Annotated in this window: 16 protein-coding genes; 12 read left to right on the top strand and 4 right to left on the bottom strand. The window is 63.6% G+C overall.

Annotated elements, in window-relative coordinates; all coding sequences use genetic code 11:
* Positions 1-107 precede the first annotated feature (107 nt).
* Entirely contained in the window at positions 108-2,678 is a 2,571-nt protein-coding gene (locus tag AC0QUY_RS25555; RefSeq protein WP_475388965.1) for an ABC transporter permease, read from the bottom strand.
* Entirely contained in the window at positions 2,675-3,388 is a 714-nt protein-coding gene (locus AC0QUY_RS25550) for an ABC transporter ATP-binding protein (RefSeq protein ID WP_161850822.1), read from the bottom strand. Before AC0QUY_RS25550 ends, AC0QUY_RS25555 begins: the two co-directional genes overlap by 4 nt.
* Here AC0QUY_RS25550 and AC0QUY_RS25545 point away from each other — a divergent pair.
* The 12 genes from AC0QUY_RS25545 (at position 3,387) to AC0QUY_RS25490 (ending at position 17,727) form a co-directional block, all read left to right on the top strand.
* Positions 3,387-4,091: an arylesterase gene (locus AC0QUY_RS25545; protein WP_202639210.1), complete on the top strand. Its 705-nt coding sequence runs from the start codon at positions 3,387-3,389 to the stop codon at positions 4,089-4,091. The two genes, AC0QUY_RS25550 and AC0QUY_RS25545, sit on opposite strands and share 2 nt — an antisense overlap.
* 178 nt (positions 4,092-4,269) lie before the next feature.
* On the top strand, positions 4,270-4,806 hold the full coding sequence (gene thpR / locus AC0QUY_RS25540) for an RNA 2',3'-cyclic phosphodiesterase (protein ID WP_475388964.1): 537 nt from the start codon (positions 4,270-4,272) through the stop codon (positions 4,804-4,806).
* Positions 4,807-4,977: 171 nt separating this feature from the next.
* The gene (gene zapE, locus AC0QUY_RS25535; protein WP_475388963.1) at positions 4,978-6,162 is read left to right on the top strand and encodes a cell division protein ZapE; all 1,185 of its coding nucleotides are present in this window, start codon (positions 4,978-4,980) and stop codon (positions 6,160-6,162) included.
* Positions 6,163-6,399: 237 nt separating this feature from the next.
* Positions 6,400-7,368, top strand: a complete 969-nt coding sequence (gene mdh / locus AC0QUY_RS25530) for a malate dehydrogenase (protein WP_057861534.1) — start codon at positions 6,400-6,402, stop codon at positions 7,366-7,368.
* Between the two features lie 135 nt (positions 7,369-7,503).
* Positions 7,504-8,700 carry an ADP-forming succinate--CoA ligase subunit beta gene (gene sucC, locus AC0QUY_RS25525; RefSeq protein ID WP_161850819.1) on the top strand — a complete coding sequence of 399 codons (1,197 nt, stop codon included), beginning with the start codon at positions 7,504-7,506 and terminating at the stop codon, positions 8,698-8,700.
* Positions 8,701-8,702: 2 nt separating this feature from the next.
* Positions 8,703-9,179, top strand: coding sequence for a DUF1579 family protein (locus AC0QUY_RS25520; protein ID WP_161850818.1), 477 nt, complete (start codon positions 8,703-8,705; stop codon positions 9,177-9,179).
* Between the two features lie 39 nt (positions 9,180-9,218).
* Positions 9,219-10,103: a succinate--CoA ligase subunit alpha gene (sucD, locus tag AC0QUY_RS25515; RefSeq protein ID WP_475388961.1), complete on the top strand. Its 885-nt coding sequence runs from the start codon at positions 9,219-9,221 to the stop codon at positions 10,101-10,103.
* A gap of 135 nt (positions 10,104-10,238) precedes the next feature.
* Positions 10,239-13,196: a 2-oxoglutarate dehydrogenase E1 component gene (locus tag AC0QUY_RS25510; protein WP_475388959.1), complete on the top strand. Its 2,958-nt coding sequence runs from the start codon at positions 10,239-10,241 to the stop codon at positions 13,194-13,196.
* Between the two features lie 190 nt (positions 13,197-13,386).
* The gene (odhB, locus tag AC0QUY_RS25505; protein WP_161850815.1) at positions 13,387-14,622 is read left to right on the top strand and encodes a 2-oxoglutarate dehydrogenase complex dihydrolipoyllysine-residue succinyltransferase; all 1,236 of its coding nucleotides are present in this window, start codon (positions 13,387-13,389) and stop codon (positions 14,620-14,622) included.
* A gap of 288 nt (positions 14,623-14,910) precedes the next feature.
* On the top strand, positions 14,911-15,657 hold the full coding sequence (locus AC0QUY_RS25500) for an SDR family oxidoreductase (RefSeq protein ID WP_475388957.1): 747 nt from the start codon (positions 14,911-14,913) through the stop codon (positions 15,655-15,657).
* A gap of 34 nt (positions 15,658-15,691) precedes the next feature.
* Positions 15,692-17,092 (top strand): dihydrolipoyl dehydrogenase, encoded by a 1,401-nt coding sequence (lpdA, locus tag AC0QUY_RS25495; protein ID WP_475388956.1) that lies wholly within the window; start codon positions 15,692-15,694, stop codon positions 17,090-17,092.
* Between the two features lie 104 nt (positions 17,093-17,196).
* Positions 17,197-17,727 carry a hypothetical protein gene (locus AC0QUY_RS25490; protein WP_475388955.1) on the top strand — a complete coding sequence of 177 codons (531 nt, stop codon included), beginning with the start codon at positions 17,197-17,199 and terminating at the stop codon, positions 17,725-17,727.
* A 169-nt stretch (positions 17,728-17,896) separates the two neighbouring features.
* On the opposite strand, the gene AC0QUY_RS25485 is transcribed toward AC0QUY_RS25490, so the two are convergent.
* Both AC0QUY_RS25485 and AC0QUY_RS25480 read right to left on the bottom strand, forming a co-directional pair.
* Positions 17,897-18,487 (bottom strand): DUF4337 domain-containing protein, encoded by a 591-nt coding sequence (locus AC0QUY_RS25485; protein WP_161850810.1) that lies wholly within the window; start codon positions 18,485-18,487, stop codon positions 17,897-17,899.
* 115 nt (positions 18,488-18,602) lie between these two features.
* The gene (locus tag AC0QUY_RS25480; protein WP_475388954.1) at positions 18,603-19,577 is read right to left on the bottom strand and encodes a tyrosine recombinase XerC; all 975 of its coding nucleotides are present in this window, start codon (positions 19,575-19,577) and stop codon (positions 18,603-18,605) included.
* Between the last annotated feature and the right edge of the window lie 111 nt (positions 19,578-19,688).

Raw genomic sequence — 19,688 nt, 5'->3', positions numbered from 1 at the left:
GAAACTAACACATTCGACGCAAGCTTCCACGCGCGGCTGAATGTCGCTTCTGCCCGCCATTTGCGTGTAAAGCTTGCGTTAACCCGGCTTTCCGCCGCTACAAATTGTCACAAATTCCGCAACACGCTGGCGGGCTTCTGGTTCAGCGCCAGCAACGTCCCGGCGAGCCCCAGCCCCACCGTGACGATCAGGGCGGCTATGACCACGCCAGCCGCGCTGCCGGCTTGCCAGATGAAACTCAACGTCATCAGCCGGGTCACGATCAGCCACGCTGCGATCGAGCCAGCGATGACGCCGAATACCGCGGTGGCAAGGCCGATCATCAGGTATTCCAGTGCGTAGGCGCCGAGCAGCCGTGCCCGGGTTGCGCCCAGCGTCTTCAGGATCACCGCGTCATAGACCCGGTGGCGGTGGCCTGCGGCCAGCGCGCCGCCCAGCACCAGGATCGCCGAGATCAGCGTCACCGCGCTGGCGCCGCGGATGGCGAGCACAAGGTTGGTGACGACGGTGCCGACGGTTTCCAGCGCTTCGCGGACCCGCACGCTGGTCACCATCGGAAAGGCGTCCGCCACCTGCTTGATGATTCGCGCGTCGCCCGCCGGATCCGGGTGGATCTCGGACAGGGTCGCGACATGGCTGTGCGGCGCGCCCTTGAACGCGTTGGGCGAGAACACCAGCACGAAATTGATGCCGAGGCCCTGCCAGTCGACGTTGCGGAGATTGCTGATCCGGGCCGGAATGTCGCGGCCGAGCACGTTGACGACGATCTCGTCGCCTATTCTGAGCTTCAGCCCGTCGGCGATCTTCTTCTCCAGCGAGACCAGCGGCGGCCCCTTATAGTCCGCGCTCCACCATTCGCCTTCGACCACCTTCGAGCCCTTGGGAACTTCGTTGGTGTAGGTCAGGCCGCGGTCGCTCTGCAACACCCACTCGGACTCCTGCGACGGATTGAGCTCGTCGGCCTTGACGCCGCGGGCCGCGACGATGCGCCCGCGCAGCATCGGCACGTCCTCAACCGTCGATTGCGGCGCGACCTGCTTGAGGAAGGCGCCGAAGCGGTCGGCATCGGCGGTCGGGATGTCGATGAAGTAGAACGAGGGCGCGCGTTCCGGCAGCGCGGCCAGGAATTGCCGGCGCAGATTGCCGTCGATCTGGGTGATGGTAACGAGCACCGCGAGCCCGAGGCCGAGCGACATCACGACCGAGGGCGTCAGCGCGCCGGGCCGGTAGACGTTGGCGATCGCCAGCCGCAGCATGGTGATGCGGCTTCGTGGCATTCGGCGTGCCAGCGCCATCAGCCCGGCGGCGACGCCGCGCAGCAGCGCGAATACCGCCACCGAGGATACGACGAACACCGCCGCAACCCGTTTGTCATAGGAAAGCCCGATGGCGACGGCGACCAGCAGCACGATCACCGCGGCCATCAGCCCGAGATAACCCCAGCGCGGCCGGTGCCATTCGCGCGCGACTTCCTCGCGAAACAGCGCGGCGACCGGCACGTCGTGCACCCGGCCGAGCGGCCATAGTCCGAAGGCGAGCGCGGTGAGCAGGCCGTAGACGAACGACAGCGCCAGTTCGTCCGGATGCAGGGCGGGGATCACCGGCAGCGGGAGCAGCTTGCCGAACACCCCGACGATGAGGAACGGCAGAGCCGCGCCGGCCGCCAGCCCGATCACCGAACCGACCGCGGCGAGCAGGACCACCTGCGTCAGATAGATCGTGAAGACGTCGCGCCCCGTGGCGCCCAGCGCCTTGAACGAGGCAATGACGTCGCGGCGCCGGTCGATATGGCTCTTGACCGCGTTGGCGACGCCGACGCCGCCGACCAGGAGCGCGGCGAGGCCGACCAGCGTCAGGAACTGGCTGAAGCGGCTGATGGTGCGCTCGAGTTGCGGGGATGCGTTGCTGCTGCTGCGGATCCACCAGCCGGCCTCGGGGAGGGCGCTCCGCGCACTCTCGATCAATTGGGTCGCGGCGCGGTCGTCAGCCGCGTTATTCGGCAGCTTCACACGGTAGATCCAGCGCACCAGGCTGCCGGGCTGCAGCAATCCGCTGGCGCGCAGGCTCGCCTCGCTGACCAGAACGCGTGGGCCCAACCCGACATTGCCGGCCAGCTTGTCCGGCTCGGCGCCGACGACGCTGCGAATCTGGAACGTGGCGTTGCCGATCGTAATACGGTCGCCGAGCTTGAGGTCGAGCCGCGCCAGCAGCGTGGAATCCACCGCCGCGCCGAACGCGCCGTCACGCTCGGCCAGCAGATCTGCCATCGGCATTTTCGGCTCGAGCGTCACCTCTCCGAGCATCGGATAGTTGCCGTCCACGGCCTTGAGCTCGACCAGCGCCAGCTTGCCGTCCTGGCTTCGGGCCATGACGCGCAGCGCGGCCGCCACCGAAACCTGGCCGCGCGCCCGCAGGAAACCGATTTCCTCCGGCTTGGCTTCGCGCTGGATCAGCGAGAAGGCGACGTCGCCGCCCAGCAACGTGCGGCCCTCGCGCGTCAAACCTTCGCCGAGGCTCGCGGCGACCGAGCCGACGCCGGCAATCGCCATGACGCCGAGCGCGATGCAGGCGATGAAGACGTAGAAGCCGCGTAAGCCCCCGCGCAATTCGCGCAGCGCGTAACGCAGGGCCAGCGACGATGCGCGGCTACAGTAGACGGGTTCGGAAACGGTGGTCATGAGTGGCTGTCGATCCGGCCCGAGCGCAGCCGCACCACGCGGTCGCAGCGCTGCGCCAGCGAGCTGTCATGCGTCACCAGCACCAGCGTCATGCCGCGCTCGGCATGTTTAGTGAAGAGCATGTCGACGATCTGCTTGCCGGTGGCCTCGTCGAGATTGCCGGTCGGCTCGTCGGCAACGAGAATGGCGGGATCGGGCGCCAGCGCGCGAGCGAGCGCCACGCGCTGCTGTTCGCCGCCGGACAGTTGTGTCGGATAGTGATGCAGGCGTTCGCCGAGGCCGACGGACGCCAGCTCCTTCGCCGCGCGCTCCGCCGCGTCGGGACTGCCGGCGAGCTCCAGCGGTACCGCGACGTTTTCCAGCGCGGTCATGGTCGGGATCAGATGAAACGACTGGAACACGATGCCGACCTGGCGGCCGCGGAAGCGGGCCAGCGCATCCTCGTCGAGGGCATTGAACGGCGTGCCGTTCACCACCACCTCTCCGCTGTCAGGACGTTCCAACCCCGCCATTACCATCAGCAAGGTCGATTTGCCCGAGCCTGAAGGTCCGATCAGGCCGATCGCCTCGCCCGATGCCACACGAAGGCTGATATCTTTCAGGATATGAACGCGGGCCGCGCCGGTGCCGAGCGAGAGGTTGACGTTGGAAATGGAAATGGTGTCCGGCTCGAGGCCGGTCAGCGAAGAGGGTTCGATGAGACTGTCCATGGCTCGGTCATATGGCACTTCCGCCGCTCGGGTCGAGGGCTTGAAACGGATGTTTGCGCACATACGCGTGTTGATTATGGCTTTGATGACGGCCGGGCCGGTTTGGGCTCAGACCCCGGCCACCGCACCCGCCAAACCCGTCAAAGTGGTCGTTCTCGGCGATTCCCTGAGCGCCGGCCTTGGCCTGCAGGCTTCGGCCGCATTCCCCGCCCGCTTGCAAAAAGCGTTAGCTGACAAGGGGATAAAGGTCGACATGACCAACGCCGGGGTGTCCGGCGACACGACTTCCGGCGGCCGCGACCGGCTGGACTGGTCGATCCCGGAGGGAACCGAAGCGGTGATCGTCGAACTCGGCGCCAACGACGCCTTGCGTGGGATCGACCCCGCCGTCACCCGCGCCGCCTTGACCGACATCCTGACCCGGCTGAAGGCGCGCAACATCGCCGTTCTCTTGTGCGGAATGCTGGCGCCGCCCAATTACGGCAGCGACTATGCGGCGCGCTTCAACGCCATCTATCCGGAGCTTGCGAAAGCGTTCGGCGTGCCGCTCTACCCGTTTTTCCTGGAGGGGGTCGCGGCGGAGGCCAAGCTCAACCAGGCCGACGGAATTCACCCGACCGCCGAGGGCGTCGATATCATCGTGAAGAACATTCTGCCTATGGTGGAAGCATTTCTCGGCACGATCTCCGGGCAGCGGAGTTGAAAAAAGGAGCAACTGATATTACCCAAAGGTTTTCCCGTAGCATTGCGGTGTGCTCGCGCCGCGCGCTTCGCAGAGTCACATAAGTCGGGTAGAAAATAACTATCGGTGATTCGTCACCGGGCGCTGTTACAGGACATGGTCCTTTTCAAGGTCATGCCCAAGCATCGGGAGTCATGCGATGCCGCGTTTGTTTGCTGGACTGGAAATTCCGGCCGAGATCGGCCAGAGCCTTTCCAATTTGCGTGGTGGCCTTCCCGGCGCACGCTGGATCGATCCCGAAAATTACCACGTTACCTTGCGCTTCATCGGCGACATCGACGGCATCTCGGCGAACGAAATCGCCTCGATGCTGTTTCGGGTCAACCGCAAGCCGTTCGAGGTCAAGGTGCAGGGCCTGCAGAGCTTCGGCGGCAAGAAACCGCGCGCGGTGGTCGCCTCCGTCGAGCCGAGCCGGCCGCTGATCGAGTTGCAGGCCGAGCTCGAACGGCTGATGCAGCGGATCGGTCTTGATCCCGAGGGGCGCAAATTCACGCCGCACGTGACGCTGGCGCGGCTGTATGATGCGTCGAGCCAGGACGTCGCCGATTATCTCTCGGTGCGCGGCTACTTTCCGAGCCGGACATTCATGGCCTCGCGCTTCGTGCTGTTCTCCTCGCGCGCGTCCACCGGCGGCGGGCCCTATGTGGTGGAGGATTCCTATGCGCTGAGCGCGTGAAGCATAGATGTAGCCCGGATGGAGCGAAGCGAAATCCGGGGCAGGTCTATCCGCTTGTCGCAGAACTCCGGATTGCGCTGCGCTCCATTCGGGCTACGTAGCGTCATTTGCATACCCCCAGCACCAATTCACGGCTTGCAATTTTCGCTCGCTTGGGGCCGAAAGGGGGCCATGCTCTCGACCGATCCCTCCTCGTTCCACGCACAATATCAGGCGCTGGTTTCCTCCGGCGCGATCGAGGCCGATCCCGCGCAGGCCGAGGCCGCCGAGGCGTTTGCCGCGCTCGAGGAGCGGCTGTCGAGCTACAAGCCGGCGCGCAAGCTCAGCCTGCTTGGCCGGCTGTTCGGCGACAAGAGCGAGCCGCCGCCGCGCGGGCTTTATGTTCATGGCGAGGTCGGCCGCGGCAAGACCATGCTGATGGATCTGTTCTTTCAGCACTCGCCGGTCCAGCACAAGCGCCGCGCCCATTTCCACGAATTCATGGCCGAGGCGCATGAGAAGATTTACGCCTATCGCCAGAACATCGCGCGCGGGGAAATCGCGGATAGCGACGTGATCGAGCTGACGGCCAACGCCATCTTCGACGAGGCGTGGCTGCTGTGCTTCGACGAATTCCACGTCACCGACATCGCCGACGCCATGATTCTGGGACGGCTGTTCTCAAAACTGTTCGAACTCGGCACGGTCGTGGTGGCGACCTCGAACGTCGCGCCCGAGGACCTCTACAAGGGCGGCCTCAACCGCGCGCTGTTCCTGCCCTTCATCGCGCAGATCGAAGATCGCATGGATGTGCTGCGGCTCGACGCGCGCACTGATTTTCGCCTCGAAAAGCTCGCCGGCGTGAAGATGTGGCTGGTGCCGCCGGATGATGAAGCCGGCGCTGCGCTCGACCGAGCCTGGCGCAAGATGACGGGCAATGCGCCCTGCAAGCCGCGCGATATCGCGATCAAGGGCCGCGTGCTGCGCGTGCCCTGTTCGGCGCACGGCGTTGCGCGGTTTTCATTTGCCGACATTTGCGAAAAGCCGCTCGCCGCATCGGATTACCTGCGGCTGGCGCATGATTATCACACCATCCTGATCGACCGCATTCCGGTGATGGATTACGCCGAGCGCAACGCCGCCAAGCGTTTCATCTCGTTGATCGACACGCTCTATGACAATGCCGTGAAGCTGATGGCCTCGGCCGAGGCCGATCCGGTGTCGCTGTATCTGGCGACCGAAGGTATTGAGGCCATGGAGTTCAAGCGAACCGCGTCGCGGCTGATCGAAATGAGTTCGGAGTCCTATCTGGCGCTCCCGCACGGGCGGAAAGATTCCGCGGCGAGCGGGTCGAGCACGGGGTTGGTGGAGACATGATCCGTCATTCCGGGGCGCGCGAAGCGCGAACCCGGAATCTCGAGCCACAACTTCTGGATTCCGGGTTCGCGCTGTCGCGCGCCCCGGAATGACGATCGTTGGCATACCTGACCGAATTCAAGGCATGGCCTTAGAATTGGGCTTGCTCCGGCTTGAACCGGTCAATCGAAAGGGATAACCAGCCATCCGGCTGACTAATCCACCCCTCACTCTTCGTCTCAGAAGGACAAATTTCCCATGGCGCGCGACAAGATTGCTTTGATTGGCTCCGGTCAGATCGGCGGAACGCTGGCTCACCTCATCGGCCTGAAGGAGCTTGGTGACGTCGTGCTGTTCGACATCGCCGAAGGCGTTCCCCAGGGCAAGGCGCTCGACATCGCGCAGTCGTCCCCGGTCGACGGTTTCGACTCCAATCTCACCGGCGCCAATTCCTACGAGGCGCTTGATGGCGCCAAGGTCTGCATCGTCACCGCCGGCGTGCCGCGCAAGCCCGGCATGAGCCGCGACGATCTGCTCAGCATTAATCTCAAGGTCATGGAACAGGTCGGCGCCGGCATCAAGAAGTATGCCCCCGACGCGTTCGTCATCTGCATCACCAACCCGCTGGATGCGATGGTGTGGGCGCTGCAGAAGGCTTCCGGCCTGCCGCACAAGAAGGTCGTCGGCATGGCCGGCGTGCTCGATTCCGCGCGCTTCCGCTATTTCCTGGCCGACGAATTCAACGTCTCGGTCGAGGACGTCACCGCTTTCGTGCTCGGCGGCCACGGCGATACCATGGTGCCGCTGACCCGCTATTCCACCGTTGCCGGCATTCCGCTGCCCGACCTCGTCAAGATGGGCTGGACCTCGCAGGCCCGCATCGACGAGATCGTCGACCGTACCCGCAATGGCGGCGCCGAGATCGTCAACCTCCTCAAGACCGGTTCGGCCTTCTACGCGCCCGCCGCCTCCGCAATCGCGATGGCGGAGAGCTACCTCAAGGACAAGAAGCGCGTGCTGCCCTGCGCCGCCTATCTCAACGGCGAATACAACGTGAAGGACATGTATGTCGGCGTTCCCGTCGTGATCGGCTCGAAGGGCGTCGAGCGCGTGGTCGAGATCGAACTCGCCGGCAAGGACCGCGAAGCCTTCGACAAGTCGGTCGGCGCGGTTCAGGGCCTGGTCGACGCCTGCAAGAAGATCGCGCCCGACCTGCTCGGACGTTGATTTTGCACTGCTTTCGCCCCTAGACGGGGCGAAAGCCTTTTTCAGGGTTGCAGTTCTATTGGTATATGGTATGCCAACTACCAATGCCGGTGAACTGTAGAACTCGCCGCTTAAGGGTTTTGGGGAGCGTCCAAGATGAATATCCACGAATACCAGGCCAAGGCTCTGCTGCATGAATTCGGCGTGCCGATTTCGCGCGGCGTGGCTGTGTTGAAGGCCTCGGATTCTGAAGCCGCCGCCAAGCAGCTCCCCGGCCCGATCTGGGTGGTGAAGAGCCAGATCCATGCCGGCGGCCGCGGCAAGGGCAAGTTCAAGGAAGCTTCCGCCGGTGACAAGGGCGGCGTCCGCATCGCCAAGTCCGTCGCCGAGGTCAACGAATTCGCCAAGCAGATGCTGGGCGCGACGCTCGTCACGATCCAGACCGGCGCGCACGGCAAGCAGGTCAACCGCCTCTACATCGAGGAAGGCTCCGACATCGACAAGGAGTTCTATCTCTCGATCCTGGTCGACCGCGAATCTTCCAAAGTGTCGTTCGTGGTTTCGACCGAAGGCGGCGTCAACATCGAGGAAGTCGCGCACAACAACCCCGAGAAGATCGTGACCTTCTCGGTCGATCCGGCCACCGGCATCATGGGCCATCACGGCCGCACGGTCGCAAAGGCGCTCAACCTCTCCGGCGAGCTCGCCAAGCAGGCCGAGAAGCTGGTGGTGCAGCTCTACAATGCCTTCACCGCCAAGGACATGGCGATGCTGGAAATCAATCCGCTCGTCGTCACCAAGCAGGGCCAGCTCCGCGTGCTCGACGCCAAGGTGTCGTTCGACGACAACGCGATGTTCCGTCATCCGGAAGTGGCCGCGCTGCGCGACGAGACCGAAGAGGACGCCAAGGAAATCGAGGCGTCGAAATACGATCTCAACTATGTCGCCCTCGACGGCACCATCGGCTGCATGGTGAACGGCGCCGGCCTTGCCATGGCGACGATGGACATCATCAAGCTCTATGGCATGGAGCCCGCCAACTTCCTCGACGTCGGCGGCGGCGCCAGCAAGGAAAAGGTCGCGGCGGCCTTCAAGATCATCACTGCCGATCCGAACGTGAAGGGCATCCTGGTCAACATCTTCGGCGGCATCATGAAGTGCGATATCATCGCCGAAGGCGTGGTCGCCGCCGTCAAGGAAGTCGGCCTGAAAGTGCCGCTGGTGGTCCGGCTCGAAGGCACCAATGTCGACGCCGGCAAGAAGATCATCAGCCAGTCCGGCCTCAACGTGGTGTCGGCCGACAATCTCGACGATGCCGCACAGAAGATCGTGAAAGCCGTCAAGGGAGGCTAGCGATGGCTGACCATCTCGCCGCACCGACACCGCTTCCGGAGCATCAGAAACTCGCGGCATTCGCGGGCGAATGGGCCGGCGAGGAAATGGTCTATCCGTCGCGCTGGACCGCGGGCGGTCCTGCAACCTCTCACGTGGTGGCGCGCGTGGATCTCAACGGCTTCTATCTGATCCAGGATACCCGCCAGATACGCGACGGCAAGGAGAGCTTCGCCACCCACGGCGTGTTCACCTACGACCGCGACGACCGGACCTACAAATTGTTCTGGCACGATTCGCTTGGCTACTATTCGCCGGCGCCGGCCTCCGGCGCCTGGGTCGGCAACAAGCTGACCCTGGTGCGCGGCTCGCTGCGCGGCAACGCGCGGCATGTCTATGAAGTCGTCGACGCCGACAGCTACACCATGAAGATCCAGTTCTCGCCCGATGCCGAAGGCTGGGCCGACGTGCTCACCGGCACGTATAGGCGCATCCATTAACCCCCTCGTTCACGGTCACCGAAGAAAGCGTTCGCAACCATGTCCGTTCTGATCGACAAGAATACCAAAGTCATCTGCCAGGGTTTTACGGGCAAGAACGGCACGTTCCATTCGGAGGCCGCGATCGCGTACGGCACCAAGATGGTCGGCGGCACCTCGCCAGGCAAAGGCGGCTCCAAGCATCTCAATCTGCCTGTCTTCGACACCGTTGCCGAGGCGCGCGAAAAGACCGGCGCGGATGCGTCCGTGATCTACGTGCCGCCGCCGGGTGCTGCGGATGCGATCTGCGAAGCGATCGATGCGGAAATTCCGCTGATCGTCTGCATCACCGAAGGCATCCCGGTGCTCGACATGGTGCGCGTCAAAAGATCGTTGAGCGGATCGAAATCGCGACTGATCGGGCCGAACTGCCCGGGCGTGATGACCGCGGGCGAGTGCAAGATCGGCATCATGCCGGCCAACATCTTCAAGCCGGGCAGCGTCGGGATCGTTTCGCGCTCGGGCACGTTGACCTATGAAGCCGTGTTCCAGACCACCCAGGAGGGCCTCGGCCAGACCACCGCGGTCGGCATCGGCGGCGACCCGGTGAAGGGCACCGAATTCATCGACGTGCTGGAGATGTTCCTCAAGGACGAGAAAACCACCTCGATCATCATGATTGGTGAAATCGGCGGCTCCGCCGAGGAAGACGCCGCCCAGTTCATCAAGGACGAGGCCAAGCGCGGCCGAAAAAAGCCGGTGGTCGGCTTCATTGCCGGCGTCACCGCTCCTCCCGGCCGCCGCATGGGCCATGCCGGCGCCATCATCTCCGGCGGCAAGGGCGACGCCGGATCTAAGACGGCGGCCATGGAAGCCGCCGGAATTACGGTATCCCCGTCGCCGGCACGGCTCGGACATACCCTTGCCGAAAAGTTGAAATCTTAGTTCAGTTCTTGGTTCTTTTCGGGGCGAAGTTTCGGATTAGATGGGGTAAAGGGTACTTTATCCCGCTGATCCGGTTCCCGGATCGGTCGATGCGCCGTCTACCACGCGCAAACCGAAAATTACCAGGACGCCATCATGTCTCGCCAGGACGCGAACGCAGCATTTGCCCTTTCCTCATTCTTGCAGGGCACCAACGCCACCTACATCGACGAGCTCTATGCCCGCTACGAGCAGGACCCCGCCTCGGTCGACGGCGAGTGGCAGGAATTCTTCAAGAGCCTGAAAGATACCCCGGCCGACGTCCAGAAGAACGCCGAGGGCCCATCCTGGGGCCGCAACAACTGGCCGCTGACGCCGCAGGACGAACTGACCTCGGCGCTGGACGGTAACTGGATCACCGTCGAAAAGGCCGTCGGCGCCAAGCTGGCCGCCAAGGCAAAGGCCCCCGGCGCCGAGCTGTCCCCGGCCGACGTCAATCAGGCGACGCGCGATTCCGTCCGTGCCCTGATGCTGATCCGCGCCTACCGCATGCGCGGTCATTTCCACGCCAAGCTCGATCCGCTCGGCATCGAGGCGCCGCGCGATCGCGAAGAGCTCGACCCGCGCACCTACGGCTTCACCGAGGCCGATTTCGACCGCAAGATCTTCCTCGACCATGTGCTCGGTCTCGAATACGGCACGCTGCGCGAGATCGTCGCGATCTGCGAGCGTACCTATTGCCAGACGCTCGGCGTTGAGTTCATGCACATCTCCAACGCGGCGCAGAAGGCCTGGATTCAGGAGCGCATCGAAGGTCCCGACAAGGAAATCAGTTTTACGCCGGAAGGGCGGCGCGCCATTCTCAACAAGCTGGTCGAGGCCGAAGGCTTCGAGAAGTTCGCCGATCTCAAGTTCACCGGCACCAAGCGCTTCGGCCTTGACGGCGCCGAGTCGCTGATTCCCGCGCTGGAGCAGATCATCAAGCGCGGCGGCAATCTCGGCGTGAAGGAAATCGTGCTCGGCATGCCGCATCGCGGCCGCCTCAACGTGCTGACCCAGGTGATGGGCAAGTCGCACCGTGCGCTGTTTCACGAATTCAAGGGAGGCTCTGCCAATCCCGAGGACGTCGAAGGCTCCGGCGACGTGAAGTATCACCTCGGCGCGTCAAGCGACCGCGAGTTCGATGGCAACAAGATCCATCTGTCGCTGACCGCCAATCCGTCGCATCTGGAAATCGTCGATCCTGTCGTGCTCGGCAAGGTGCGCGCCAAGCAGGACCAGCATGGCGATCCGCCCGATATGCGTATTTCCGTGCTGCCGCTGCTGCTGCATGGCGACGCGGCGTTCGCTGGCCAGGGCGTGGTGGCGGAATGCTTCAGCCTCTCCGACCTGAAGGGCTACCGCACGGGCGGTTCGCTGCATTTCATCGTCAACAACCAGATCGGCTTCACCACGTATCCGCGCTATTCGCGTTCCTCGCCGTATCCGTCCGATGTGGCGAAGATGATCGATGCGCCGATCTTCCACGTGAACGGCGACGATCCGGAAGCCGTGGTGTTCGCCGCCAAGGTCGCGATCGAGTTCCGGCAGAAATTCCACAAGCCGGTCGTGATCGACATGTTCTGCTATCGCCGTCACGGCCATAACGAGGGCGACGAGCCAGCGTTCACCCAGCCGGTGATGTACAAGCACATCGCCTCGCATCCCTCGACGCTCGAACTCTACGCCAAGCGCCTGGTCGCCGAGGGCGTGTTGACCGAAGGCGAGGTCGAGAAGGCCAAGGCCGACTGGCGCGCGCGGCTCGACGCCGAGCTCGAGGCGGGCTCCGGCTACAAGCCCAACAAAGCCGATTGGCTCGACGGCAAATGGGCCGGCTTCAAGTCCGCCGATCAGGAAGAAGATGCCCGCCGCGGCGTCACCGGCGTCGATATCAGTGTCCTCAAGGACATCGGCCGCAAGATCACCAAGGTGCCGGACGGGTTCCGCGTCCACCGCACCATCCAGCGCTTCCTCGACAACCGCGCCAAGGCGATCGACAACGGCGTCGGCATCGACTGGGCGACCGGCGAGGCGCTGGCGTTCTGCACGCTGATGCAGGAAGGCCATCACGTTCGCCTGTCGGGACAAGACAGTGAGCGCGGCACCTTCTCGCAGCGCCATTCGGTCTTGATCGACCAGGAAGACGAGAGCCGCTACACGCCGTTCAACCATCTCGGCCACGACCAGGGCCATTACGAGGTCATCAACTCGCTATTGTCCGAAGAGGCGGTGCTCGGCTTCGAGTACGGCTATTCGCTGGCCGAGCCGAACGCGCTGGCGATGTGGGAAGCGCAGTTCGGCGATTTCGCCAACGGCGCCCAAGTGGTGTTCGACCAGTTCATCTCGTCGGGCGAACGCAAATGGCTGCGCATGTCCGGTCTCGTCTGTCTGCTGCCGCATGGCTATGAAGGGCAGGGGCCGGAGCATTCCTCGGCGCGGCTCGAGCGCTTTTTGCAGATGTGCGCGGAAGACAACATGCAGGTGGTGTATCCGACCACGCCGGCGAATTACTTCCACGTGCTGCGGCGCCAGTTGCATCGCGAGATCCGCAAGCCGTTGATCATGATGACGCCGAAGTCGCTGTTGCGCCACAAGCGCGCGGTTTCGCGGCTCGACGAGCTCGGCAAGGACACGACGTTCCACCGCATCCTGTACGATGACGCGCAGATGCTGCCCGACGAGAAGATCAAGCTGGCGCCGGACGACAAGATCCGCCGCGTCGTGCTGTGCTCGGGCAAGGTCTATTACGATCTCTACGAGGAGCGCGAGAAGCGCGGCATCGACGACATCTACATCCTGCGCGTCGAGCAGCTCTATCCGGTACCGCTGAAGGCGCTGGTGCAGGAACTCATTCGCTTCAAGAACGCTGAAGTCGTGTGGTGCCAGGAAGAGCCGCGCAACATGGGCTCGTGGCACTTCATCGAGCCCTATCTCGAATGGGTGCTGAACCAGATCCATGCGCCGAACCGGCGTCCGCGTTACGCCGGCCGTGCGGCGTCGGCGGCAACCGCCACCGGTCTGATGTCTAAGCACCTGGCACAGCTCAAGGCGATGCTGGACGAGGCGCTGAATTAAGAACCCGTCATGCCCCGCCTTGTGCGCAGTTGCGCACTGGAGCGGGGCATCCAGTACGCCGCGCCGCTGGAATTCAATCATGACCATCCCGGCGTACTGAATCGCCCGCTCAAATGCGCAATCGCGCACAGAGCGGGCGACGACAGCTTTGGAATTTGAGATCTCTTAAGGATACCAAGGAAACCATATCATGACTGAAATTCGTGTTCCGACGCTGGGTGAATCCGTGACGGAAGCCACCATCGGCCGCTGGTTCAAGAAGGCGGGCGACGCAGTGGCGGTGGATGAGCCGTTGGTCGAGCTCGAGACCGACAAGGTCACCATCGAAGTGCCGGCGCCGTCCGCCGGCGTGCTCGGCGAGATCGCGGCCAAGGACGGCGAGACCGTCGCCGTCGGCGCGCTGCTCGGGCAGATCAATGAAGGCGGCGCCGCCAAGCCGGCCGCGGCAGCGCCCGCCAAGGCCGCTGCTCCGGCGGCAGCGCCCGCCGCCGCGCCTGCAGCGGCTCCGAAGGCGGTCGCAGCGGATGCGCCGCTGGCGCCATCGGTTCGCAAGCTCTCCGCCGAGAGCGGCATCGATGCCGCGACCGTGCCTGGCTCCGGCAAGGATGGCCGCGTGACCAAGGGCGACATGCTGGCCGCGATCGAGAAGGCGGCTTCTGCGCCGACGCCGGTGAATCAGCCGGCTGCTTCCGTGCAGGTGCGCGCGCCGTCGCCGGCCGATGACGCCGCGCGCGAAGAGCGCGTGAAGATGACGCGGCTGCGCCAGACCATCGCGCGGCGGCTGAAGGACGTGCAGAACACGGCTGCGATGCTGACGACCTTCAACGAGGTCGACATGAGCCACATCATGGCGATGCGCACGCAGTACAAGGACGTATTCGAGAAGAAGCACGGCTCCAAGCTCGGCTTCATGGGCTTCTTCACCAAGGCGGTGGTGCAGGCGCTGAAGGATATCCCGGCCGTCAACGCCGAGATCGACGGCTCTGACCTGATCTACAAGAACTACTACCACATCGGCGTCGCCGTCGGCACCGACAAGGGCCTGGTCGTGCCCGTCGTGCGCGACTGCGACCACAAGTCGATCTCCGACATCGAAAAGTCGATCGCCGATTTCGGCCGCCGCGCCCGCGATGGCCAGCTCAAGATCGACGAGATGCAGGGTGGCACCTTCACCATCACCAATGGCGGCATCTACGGCTCGCTGATGTCAACGCCGATCCTCAATGCGCCGCAGTCCGGCATCCTCGGCATGCACAAGATCCAGGAGCGGCCGATGGTGGTCGGCGGCAAGATCGAGGTCCGCCCGATGATGTATCTGGCGCTGTCCTACGATCACCGCGTGATCGACGGCAAGGAAGCGGTGACATTCCTGGTCCGCGTCAAGGAAAGCCTGGAGGATCCGGCGCGCCTGGTGCTGGATCTGTAACGCCTATGGAAGTGCACCGAGCCAACAGAGGCAAAGCGGCATTCCCCCTTATCGCCACTGTTGAGCCGGTTATGTTTGGCGTTCTGCGTATTGTGTCATGGGTAAGGGGATCTGGGAGAATATTCGTACGAGGGAAGATTTCTTCGAGATCGAATTGTCCCCGAACGGTGGTCACGTGTCCTGGCCCAAGGGTGATGGCGCGACGGAGCTTCCTGCGGATGGTGTTCGCATAGCCTGCGAGCGCCAGGAGACATTACTCAGATCGATGCGTTGGTAGGTGGGGTGCAGATGGATAAAGTCGTTGTGATCACTGGCGGTAGCCGCGGTATCGGCCGCGCTACCGCGCTGGCGGCTGCCGCGCGCGGCTATCGCATCGTTGTCGGCTACGCCAGCAACAAGGCAGCGGCGGACGAGGTCGTCTCGCTGATCGAGGGCAAGAACGGCAAGGCGATTGCGGTGAAATGCGATGTCGGCAGCGAGGACGACATCCTCGCGCTGTTCAAGGCGGCCGATGAATTCGGAACGTTAGGAGCGCTCGTCAACAATGGCGGTATTGTAGGCAAGAGCGGCGTGCGCGTCGACGAGATGTCGGCTGAGCGCATCGAGCGTGTCATGGCGGTCAACGTCACAGGCTCCATCCTCTGCGCACGCGAAGCGGTGAAGCGGATGTCGACCAAGCATGGCGGCAAGGGTGGCGTCATTGTCAACCTGTCGTCGGTTGCTGCCAGGCTCGGCGCAGCCAACACTTACGTCGACTATGCCGCCTCCAAGGGCGCGATCGATTCCTTCACGGTCGGACTTGGCTATGAAGTCGCGGGTGAAGGCATCCGTGTCGCGGGCATCCGTCCCGGCCTGATCGACACAGAAATCCACGCTGCGGGCGGCGAACCCGATCGCGCGCATCGGCTCGCGCATCTGGTTCCAATGAAGCGCGTCGGCAGCGCGGAAGAAATCGCCAACGCCATCGTCTGGCTGATTTCGGACGAGGCATCCTACGTCACCAGCGCCATCCTCGATGTCTCGGGTGGGCGGTAATACCTGACATCTTTCTCAGCTACAGGACTTCATCATGGCTACCTACGATCTCGTCGTCATCGGCACCGGTCCGGGCGGATATGTCTGCGCGGTGCGCGCGGCGCAACTCGGCATGAAGGTCGCCGTGGTCGAGAAGAACGCGACGCTGGGCGGCACCTGCCTCAATGTCGGCTGCATGCCGTCGAAGGCGTTGTTGCATGCGTCCGAAATGTTCGAGGAAGCCGCCCATTCCTTTGCGAAAATGGGCGTCAGCGTTTCCGCGCCAAAGCTCGACTTGCCGGCGATGATGAACTTCAAGCAGCAGGGCATCGACGGCAACGTCAAGGGCGTCGAGTTCCTGATGAAGAAGAACAAGATCGACGTGCTGAAGGGCGCCGGCAAGATTCTCGGTGCCGGCAAGGTTGAAGTCAGTGGCAACGGCAAGACCGAGACGGTTGAGACGAAAAACATCGTCATTGCCACCGGCTCCGATATCGCGCGGCTGAAGGGCATCGAGATCGACGAGAAGCGCGTGGTGTCATCGACCGGCGCGCTTTCGTTGGAAAAAGTGCCGGAAAAAATGCTGATCATCGGCGCCGGCGTGATCGGACTCGAACTCGGCTCGGTGTGGCGCCGGCTGGGGGCGGAGATCATGGTCGTCGAATTCCTCGACCGCATCCTGCCCGGCATGGATGGCGAAGTGGCGAAACAATTTCAGCGGATGCTCGAAAAGCAGGGCTTTGCTTTCAAGCTCGGCTCCAAGGTCACCGGCGTCGATACGTCGGGCAAGATGTTGAAGGTCAGTGTCGAACCGGCAGCCGGCGGACCGGCAGCGACGCTCGAAACCGATGTGGTGCTGGTCTGCATCGGCCGCGTGCCCTACACCGAAGGGCTGGGCCTCAAAGAAGCCGGCGTCGCGCTGGACAATCGCGGCCGCGTGCAGATCGATTCGCATTTCTCGACCAGCGTGAAGGGCGTCTATGCGATCGGCGACGTGGTGGCGGGGCCGATGCTCGCGCACAAGGCGGAGGACGAAGGCGTCGCCTGCGCCGAGATTATCGCAGGGAAGGCTGGTCACGTGAACTACGATGTTATCCCGGGCGTCGTGTATACCACGCCGGAAGTGTCGTCGGTCGGCAAGACCGAGGAAGAGCTGAAGCAGGCGGGCGTCGCTTACACTTCAGGCAAGTTTCCGTTCACCGCCAACGGCCGTTCCAAGGTCAACCAGACCACCGACGGTTTCGTGAAGATTCTCGCGGATGCGAAGACCGACCGCGTGCTCGGCGTGCATATCGTCGGCCGCGAGGCCGGCGAAATGATCCACGAGGCCTGCGTTCTGATGGAATTTGGCGGCTCCGCCGAAGATTTGGCGCGCACATGCCATGCTCACCCGACCCGTTCGGAAGCCATCAAGGAAGCCGCGCTTGCGGTCGGAAAACGCGCCATCCATATGTGATGGGGACCCGGGTATCCGGTTCTAGAAAAGGCCACGCTTTGAACGAAGAGATTGAGCGGAGCGACCAATCAATGAACGTCATTCCGCTCTAGAGACCACGCTCGATGATGCGCCGCCTGTTAAAGCCTTTCTGGGTCCTGCTCGCGGTCATCTTCCTGATCGAAGCCTGGCTGTGGGATCATCTCGAGCCGATCGTCGAGCGTATCGTTGCGCTGATCCCGCTGCGCGCCTTCAAGCAATGGCTCTCCGATCGCGTCGATACCTTGTCGCCTGCGATGACGCTGATCGTCTTCGCCGTGCCGGTCATCCCGCTGTTTCCGCTGAAACTGGTCGGGCTCTGGCTGCTGGCGAATGAGTATTGGCTGAGCGCCGCCGTTGTCATCGTGTTCGGGAAACTCGTCGGCGTCGGCGTCACCGCATTCATCTTCGATGTGACGCGGGAGAAGCTGCTGCAGATGGCGTGGTTCAAGACGGTCTATGAATTCATCATGGCGATGCGCGCCAAGGCAGCGGCCCTGGTCCAGCCGATCAAGCAGCGCATCCGGGACGTCCTGCGTGGCGACGGCGACGGCTGGTCATCGCGCATGCTGCGGACCATCGCACGCTTTCGCAAGAGCGTGCACCAGGCGCGGTAGAGGCGCCGACTTCCGCTGATGCTTTTACCTCTCCCGCTTGCGGGGGAGGTCGTATCGCATCGAAAGATGCGATACGGGTGGGGGAAACTCTCTCCACACGAACAGTATGACTCGCGGCGGCACCCCCACCCCGACCCTCCCCCGCAAGCGGGAGAGGGAGTTTATCCGTTCAATGCAAATGCAGCAGATGCGGCGCGTAGAGACCCAGCGCGGTAATGCCGATGCCCGCGATCGCCAACACGCCTGACACCCAGGCCAGAGCGATCATGCCGGTGATGATGGTGGCCGAGGCCAGCACGATGCCGATCTGGAAGGCGGCCGAGGCGATTTCGTAGTGATGGTATTTTGCGGTGGCGTCGTCGCGCTGTTTTTCGGCGTGCTTGGCGCGCTTGGCGAGTTCTTCTGAACCCTCCCCGGTTTCGGGCTCCGAACGGTAACGCGCCGCGGTCTTGTTCCAGTCATCGATCTGCTTTTGCAAGGCCGCTTTCGCAGCATCGTCGCCGATGGTCCCCAGGCTGAGCTTGGCGTGCTCAGCGGTGGCCTGAACCGTGGTGCGGCGGATGCTCTTGGCCTGGAAGAACGCCCAGAGGTTCGAAGCCTCCACGTTCTTGCTGATGGCCTCGGTCTGCGCGCCCTTGCCCAGCGTTTCCGACAGCGCCAGAAACAGGGCGATCACCGCGATCAGCAACGCGATCTTCTTGTTCGAGCCCGACGCGTGCTCGGCATGCTCCGCATGCTCCATGCTTTCATGTGCGCCCATAATTCCCCTCCTGGCGGTTGACGCGCGCACGATTGCCGAACCGCAATACGAGCGCAAGAGGCAAGCTTAAGAGGCCATCGATGTGACGGGAGTGTGTCGGCGGGGGCGCCGACGATCAGCCGCGCGGATGCGCGCTGCGATAGACTTCCAGCAGCCGCTCGCTGTCGATGCCGGTATAGATCTGGGTGGTCGAAAGCGAGGCGTGGCCGAGCAGTTCCTGAATCGCGCGCAAATCGCCGCCGCGGCTGAGCAGATGGGTTGCGAAGGAATGCCGCAGCGCGTGGGGCGTGGCGCTGTCCGGCAGTCCGAGCGCGCCGCGCAGCCGCTCCATGGTGAGCTGGATGATTCGCGGGGAAAGCGGCCCGCCGCGCGCGCCGACGAAGATTGGCCCGGCCGGCGGCAATGAATGCGGGCACATCGCAACATAGTCGGCGATCAGCGCCAGCACGTTCTGCAGCACCGGCACCATCCGAGTCTTGTTGCCCTTGCCGGTGACGACGATGACGTCGCCTTCGCCCGGCTTGGGCACATCGCGCCGCTTCAGTCCCAGCGCCTCGGAGATGCGCAGCCCCGAACCGTAGAGCAGCGCCATGACAGCGGCGTCGCGCGCCAGGATCCATGGCTCGCGTTCCTCGCCGGCACGCTCGTCGGCATCGGCAAAGCGTTTGGCAGCGTCCATCTGGATCGGCTTCGGCAGGCTCTTCGCAATTTTCGGCGCCCGAATCGCCGATAGGGCGCCGACCCTGCCTTTGCCTTCCCGTTCCAGAAAGCGCCCGAACGAGCGCAAGCCCGCCAGCGCTCGCATCAGCGAGCGCCCGGCAATGTCGTCGGCGCGGCGCATCGCCATAAAGGCCCTGACGTCGGTGGCCTCCAGCGCGGCATACCGTTTCAGCGTGACCTGGCTTCCCCAATGTTCGGCGAGGAACGCAAGGCATTGGCGGAGGTCGCGGGCGTAGGCTTCGAGCGTCTTCGGCGACAGCCGCCGTTCCGCGCGCAGATGCGTCAGCCAGCGCCCGACCTCCCGCGCGAACGCTTCGTCGGCGCAATCGAGCTCGACCGCTTGCAGTGCCGGAACTTCGCTTGCCATCATCTCTGCCTTGGAGACGGGGATTCAACGCATTATATGGCACCTCTTTCGTTTACCGTTCGCTAACTGGCCGGAGCGGCGCTAGCCTCGCTGCGGATTACCCCAAGCCTGATT

Source organism: Bradyrhizobium sp. WYCCWR15520, assembly GCF_056174665.1.
Note: the sequence above shows the minus strand (reverse complement) of the source record. Positions and strands in the feature narration are given on the sequence as shown.